Genomic DNA, 6,614 nt, shown 5'->3' with positions numbered 1-6,614 from the left:
GCTTCCGCTTCAACCGGCGTTTCTCAATGGTTGCGATGACGGAACGGATCGCCAATGCAGTCTGCTGCTGCACGCCTTGCACGGAGCGCGATCTCAGGCTTGCGGAGGCTTATGGGTAATCACGTAGTGGGTTGATTAATGAGTTGATTAACAACTTGCCCAGATCAAGACTCTTCAGGGCACCAACCAACCACAACCTCCCTCCTAGGCACCCACCGAGAACAACTCCGAGTCAGGTGCTCGCCTTGAGGAATGAGTCCCTGATGAATCGGGCAGGACGCAGTACATCGATATCCAGATAGTCCCACTCCTCAAAATCTTCAAGGTCATTAATCGTTGCGGCCGATCAGAAAAACCTGGTGAACTACATCCAGACTTACAACAATCCCGGCCTACGCAGCCTCAACTTCGACCAGCTACCGCTGGATGGTGGGGCGATCAAGGTGATGACTCTCGATCAACCCACGCAGGTGACGGTGCTCCGGCCCTGAGATCCGCTCCGGCTCGGGGGTCTGGCCTAAGACCTTGGCTTGCTCGCCCGTTCAACGCACCAATGGGAGAGCAGACAAAACCAGCACCTGAGGTCAGGCCGAGAGGCTCGCAGCTCGTCCATTGGCTCACCTTGTGCATCTGCGATGCTGATCCCAAGCCCTGGCGGGGAGAGGCCAACGATGAACTCCAGTGTTCGCTTGGATCCGCTCGAGCTTCTCCGGCAACAGGAGGCCACCCGCCTGCCCTGGCTGCTCCCCGAACGAAGGCGCCGCATGGCGGAGAGCCCCTTCGCGTTCTTCCGCGGCGCTGCCATCGTGATGGCGGCCGATCTCGGCCGCCATCCCCACTCAGGCCTGATGGTGCAACTCTGCGGGGATGCCCATCTGCTCAACTTCGGCTTCTACGGCTCCCCCGAACGGCAATTGCTGTTCGGCATCAACGACTTCGACGAAACCCACCCCGGCCCGTTCGAGTGGGATGTGCAGCGCCTGGCTGCCAGTTTCGTGTTGGCGGCCCGCAGCCTGGGGCTGAGCGAAAAGCAGCAGAGCAGGGTCTGCCGCCGCACGGTGCGCGCCTATGGCGAGGCGATGGCGGAGTTTGCTGCCATGCCTCAGATCCCGATGTGGGTGGCACGACTGCCGCTGGAGCGCCTGATCGACGAACGCGCCAGTGCCAACTTCCGCACCCATCTGAGCAAGGTGACGGCGGCCGCCCTGCAACGGGACAGTCGCCAGGCGGTGCGCAAATTGTGCGAGGCCGATGGCAATGGTCAACTGCGTTTTCGCCATCAGCCGCCGCTGATCTGGCGCTTTGATGCCCTCGATCAAGCCTGGCTGGCGGGAATGGACTGGCATGACTGGAATCAGCACATATTGCGCTGCTACATGGGCTCGATCTCCTCCACCATGCAGCACCTGCTTGCGCAGTATCAGCTCAGCGATTCCGCCCTCAAGGCGGTGGGCGTGGGTTCCATCGGCACCCGCTGCGGCATAAGCTTGTTCATGGGCCAGCACCCGGACGACATCCTGGTGCTGCAGGGCAAGCAGGCTGAACCCTCCGTGCTGGCACCGTATGTGAATCTGCCTGCACCGGAGCATCAAGGTCAGCGGGTGGTGGAGGGGCAGCGGTTGCTGCAAACCGCCAGTGATGCCTTTCTGGGTTGGGGCACCAACCCCGCAGGTGATCACATCTATGTGCGCCATTTCCGCGATTGGAAGGCTTCGGTGGATGCGGCCCAGCTGGATGCCGACGGCCTCAAGGATTACGGCCGGCTCTGCGGCTGGACGCTGGCCAAGGCCCACGCCAGAGGCGGTGATCGGCGAGCCATAGCGGTTCACATTGATGACCCGAAGCGTTTTGCAGAGGGCGTTCTGGCGCAGGCGATCCACCATGCGGATCTGGCCGAGGCAGACCATGCCTCCTTTGTGGGAGCCATCACCCAAGGCCATGAACCCGGGGCAGAGACGCCCTAGGCCCGAGCTCCCTATTCAACAGCCTGGTGTTGCTGGTGGCCGATCACCAGCAACACCAGGCTGATCGCGCCGAGCAATCCCACCAGCAGGGCTGCAACAAGCATGGTGCCCGCCAGGCCACTGGCGTAGGTGTCGGACATCAGCTGGATAGCCTGCGCCGGTAAGCCTTTGGCGTGGCTCAGCATGCCGCTGCCCAGGGCCGCCCGCACCTTGGCTTCGAGTTCAGAACTCCAAACGGTTGTGGAGCCCAGCTTCAGCACCTGTTGATGCAGGTTGGCGGAACCGAAGCCGTCCACCATCGCGCCACTTGCTGCGAAACCCAAGGCGAATCCAAATTGCCCAGTCGTGGTGCGAAAGGCCGTGACGGGGCCGAGCGAGCCCGGCGGAGCCTCCTGCACGAACAACGCCGCCTGTGGCACGGCCATGAAGGCCAGACCACTGCCCACAAGCGCCATCGGCATCACCAGGGAGCTGTAGGAGCTGTCGGCGCGGATCGCGGCAAACCAGAGAAGCCCGAGCACGAGAGACACGGTGCCACCAGCCATCAACTGGGTGGTGCGGCGACCGGCCCGCATCAGCCGGCCGGCCGGCACAGCGCCAACGGCACAACAAACGAGCAGAGGGAGCTGGGCCAGGGCCACCTGAGCGGTGCTGAAGTGCTGCACCAGCTGCCAGAAGTTGCTCGTCTGAAGCTGCACCACGGCCCAGGCGAAATTCCCGGCGATGCCGCTCACGATCGCCGCAGCGAAGCAACCACGGCGGTACAGCGCAAACGGGAAGATCGGCACCTGACGGCCGCGCTCGATCAGCAGGTGCACGCCGAACAGCACCACCCCAGAGAGGGTGGGCACCAGGAACTGGGGCGAGCTGAAACCCTTGATGGCGTGACTCACGCCACTCAAAAAGAGCACCATCGCTCCCGCGATGCTGATTAGCCCTGGCCAATCGGGCTTGAGCTTGGCGTTGGCGGGCATCTGCGGCAACAGCAGCGGCAGCCACGGCAGACACAACAGCGCCAGCAGGGGCACCAGGCCGAGGGCCAGGCGCCAGCTGCTGTTGGCCAACAGGCCACCCAAGAGTGATGCGGCGATAAAGCCAGTGATGGTGCAGAGGTGCCACACGCCCAAAGCCTTGCCCAGCTGGTCGGGACGGCTTACGGCGCCGACGGCTGCAAAGGACAGCACGAGCACAGCACCAACGGCGATGCCCGCCATGGCACGGCCCAACAGAAACAGGCCCGCATGGGGCGCCGCCATGGCGATCCCATCCCCGGCAATCAGCATCAGCAAGGCGGCCATCAACACCTGACGACGCTCCGTGCGATCCCCAAGAAAGCCCATCAGCAACACGGTGGCCGCCTGAGCCAGGGTGGAGATGCTGGCAGCTAGGGCCAACGTGGCGCCCTGCATCTCAAGGGCTTGGCCGGCCTTCACCAAGGCTGTGTTGGCCACGCTCGGGATCAGTTGCAGGCTGGCCAGAACGCCTAGGAAGGGCACCGCCAGGGCTCTGGTGGGTTGAGCGCTCATGGGGTGATCAACAAAGGTGGTAATCAGCAGCAGCGGCTTAGCCGGCACTGAGGCCAGGTGCGCCTCAGCGCAAGAGACGCACGATTATGCGTTGAAGAATCAACTTCGCGGGCAGCGTCAGGGCAACTGCGCACCTCTGACTCAACGGTCGCCTTGGGGCACATGAGGAACGGGTCCAATGGGGCACCTCCCATGCTCGTCACGGCTTGACGACCGCAGCTAGGGCACCCTGTTAGGAGTCCGCATGGGTTAACCCGTGGGGCAGTTGACTGGGTCACCTGACGAATGAGGCCGCCTGGGATGACATCGCGCACTCGGCCCGTGGTGCTGGTGCTTGTGGTGGTGCTCTGCCTGGTGCTTACTGAGCAGATCGCCCGCGGGCTTGGCATCGAGCGGGCCGTGGGCCTGCTCAGCCTGGCGAACCTGGCCACCCTGGTGATCGGCATCAAGCTGGGCTGGCGTCAGGCCCTGCTGGGCGTTGGCAGCCTGGCGCTGCTCACCATCCCGGCCGTGCTGAGCCAGGGCGATCCGGCCGCGGGCACCGTCGTGATGACGCTCACAGCCCTCGCTCTGGGCCTGAGCGCCCGTTGGCAGCTGCAGCCGGTCTACTGGCTGATGGTGGTGAGCCTCTGCCTGCTGATCACCAACAGCCCGCTGGCAGCAACTGCCACAACCAGCGACCTGGCCAGGCTGGTGCTCGGCGTGCTCGCCTCAGGCAGCGTCACCACCCTGCTGCTCAGCAAGCTGTTGCCCCTCCCTGATGGGGCAGACACCCCAGGAGCATTTGCGGTGGCGCACAGCTGGCGCCGCGCCCTGGCCTATGGCTCGCTGCTGGCGGCCACCACCTTGATCACCACCCCGTTCGCCCTGCAGCACGACTGGCACATCAATGGGCTGTGGTTGATCCTCACGCCATTCCTTGTGCTGCGTCCGTTCGTGCGGGATGCCTGGAGGGTCGCTCTGCACCGCTCCATGGGAACCCTTGCGGGCGTTGGGCTGGTGATCCTCGTGGCCCCGGCCCTGCACCACACCGTGTCCCCTCAGGTGCCGGCCATCGCCCTGGCGGCGATCACCGCTGCGATCGCCGCCCGCAAAGGCCATCCAGCCCTGATGGTGGCCGTTCTCACGGCCACGATCGTGTTGTTCAACAGCAATGCAAGCGACCTGCCGCTGATGGCCGACAAACGTCTGCTTGCCTGTGCCATCAGCATCGCCATCAGCCTGGGCGTGATGGCCCTCTCCCACCCGATTGAGCAGCGCTTTCGGGCAGTCCACGGCGGAGAGGGACGTTGAACGCTCCATAAGGGAGTTCGCCAGGCCCGTGACGGCTGTCCGAGGAGGTGGCATCTCCGCGGACGGAGAGAACGTGGCGCTTGGGGCGGTGCACAGAAACCCCAGGACTTCCTTCCGGTCCAGCCGGGCCCCAAGCTTCTTGCTCTGGTAGGCAGGGCCATGGCAGACCGTCAGGTGGGTTCAGTTTTGACCCGTGCGGCCCCAATCTCAGCCCAGCTCTGCGTTGAGGAGGGCTTCATCGGCCTCCAGGTTGGAGGTGACGCTACGCCAATTTGCGGTGTACAAAAACCCTGATGAATCCGGTAGATTGCCTGTCGTAAAGTCGCACTTGGGCTGGTTTACTCGCCTTTGCTGATGTGACTATCTAGAAAGACCGGAACATCTCGCTACCCGCTATTCCTCGCCTTGGTCGCAGTCTTGGGCTGCGCGACTATTGGATTGTAAATAATCTGGATTTTAAAGTATTTTAAAATCGAAAAGCCATGAGATGCTGATTGGCCATGAGTTGCTGGGCTTCCTTGGGCTATCGTGCTAAAATCTAATAGGCCTATCTACTGTGACTGGTTCTTCGACCTCGCTGCCAGCTTTGCTCGTCTACGACGCTGGGCTGCCTGACCTCGATTTGCTGTTCGACGGGTTAGCCGAAGACGTAGTTGCGGTGCAAGTCGATCGCGATGCTGACGCTATTAGCAGGATCGCTGAGGCCCTATCGGCAACCGGGGCACGTCGCTTGCAGCTGCTGTGCCACGGCAGGCCAGGAGTTGCTCTTATCGGAGCCCAACCAATCACGGCCGCTGTACTTAGGGAGCAAGTGGACGTGGTGAGCAGTTGGAACTTGGAGGTCGTTGACCTGTTTGCTTGCCAAATTGGAGCCGATCAAGAGTTTTTGCAACTATTAGCTCAATACACTGGAGGCAGGGTTGCAGCAAGCAAGGGAGTAGTCGGGCATGCGGGAAACGGAGGTAGCTGGAATCTTTGCGGAGCAATAAGTACAGTAGTTCCTTTCAGCCGTTTTGCACAGCTCTCTTGGAACCATTGCCTCGAGACGCCGTTATTATCTATCTCCCTGTATTCGGCAGCTGAAATAAATGCATTCATCTCGGATCCTTCCTTTAGGTCTTCCGTCGAGGATTCAAGTGGCAACAATTTCAATGGACATCAGCATATCTTCCTAGATCTCACGGACACCGGATCGATTGCTGCTGACGACCTGACGGCACTTGATGGTCTAACCGCTGGCACCATCGATGCCAACGCTATTACCTCCATCACCGGCACCCTCGCTGCGGTAACGGGTGCCTATGAATTAGATCAAATATCTGGTCTGGGCGACAAAGCAGTCACCCTCACGGACACCGGATCGATTGCTGCTGACGACCTGACGGCACTTGATGATCTAACCACTGGCACCATCGATGCCAACGCTATTACCTCCATCACCGGCACCCTGGCTGCGGTAACGGGTGCCTATGAATCAAATCAAATATCTGGTCTGGGCGAAAAAGCAGTCACCCTCACGGACACCGGATCGATTGCTGCTGACGACCTAACGGCACTTGATGATCTAACCGCTGGCACCATCGATGCCAACGCTATTACCACCATCACCGGCACGGCAACCGATGTCGCTGCCGTCTATGCCGCAAAGGTCGTCTCTGGCAATGGCATCTCTGGCCTCGGCGATGAAGCTGTCATCCTCAACAATGCCCACTCACTCAGCCAGCTCAAAGCGATCAATGACGCCACCACTGGCGCCATCACCCTGGACAATTATTCCGTTTCCCTCAACGGCTCCGCAGTTGATATCGCCGGTGCCCTGACCGGCATCACT

5 protein-coding genes are annotated in these 6,614 nt (G+C 61.5%); 4 read left to right on the top strand and 1 reads right to left on the bottom strand.

Annotation, left to right across the window (positions count from 1 at the left end):
- Positions 1–359 precede the first annotated feature (359 nt).
- Together KBY83_RS15210 and KBY83_RS15205 are read left to right on the top strand one after the other, a co-directional pair.
- Positions 360–491 (top strand): hypothetical protein, encoded by a 132-nt coding sequence (locus tag KBY83_RS15210; RefSeq protein ID WP_255020410.1) that lies wholly within the window; start codon positions 360–362, stop codon positions 489–491.
- A 180-nt stretch (positions 492–671) separates the two neighbouring features.
- Positions 672–1,964, top strand: a complete 1,293-nt coding sequence (locus KBY83_RS15205; protein WP_255020409.1) for a DUF2252 domain-containing protein — start codon at positions 672–674, stop codon at positions 1,962–1,964.
- An 11-nt stretch (positions 1,965–1,975) separates the two neighbouring features.
- Here the strand turns inward: KBY83_RS15205 and KBY83_RS15200 are convergent, their stop codons facing one another.
- Positions 1,976–3,490 (bottom strand): MFS transporter, encoded by a 1,515-nt coding sequence (locus tag KBY83_RS15200; RefSeq protein WP_255020408.1) that lies wholly within the window; start codon positions 3,488–3,490, stop codon positions 1,976–1,978.
- 300 nt (positions 3,491–3,790) lie between these two features.
- On the opposite strand from KBY83_RS15200, the gene KBY83_RS15195 reads away from it, so the two are divergent.
- Complete coding sequence (locus tag KBY83_RS15195; protein ID WP_255020407.1) at positions 3,791–4,783, top strand: FUSC family protein; 993 nt, start codon at positions 3,791–3,793, stop codon at positions 4,781–4,783.
- 586 nt (positions 4,784–5,369) lie between these two features.
- The coding region (locus KBY83_RS15190) for a DUF4347 domain-containing protein (RefSeq protein ID WP_255020406.1) at positions 5,370–6,614 on the top strand (1,245 nt) is incomplete at its 3' end.

It is taken from the genome of Cyanobium sp. WKJ7-Wakatipu (assembly GCF_024345355.1).
Taxonomy (GTDB): Bacteria; Cyanobacteriota; Cyanobacteriia; order PCC-6307; family Cyanobiaceae; genus Cyanobium_A; species Cyanobium_A usitatum.
Note: the sequence above shows the minus strand (reverse complement) of the source record. Positions and strands in the feature narration are given on the sequence as shown.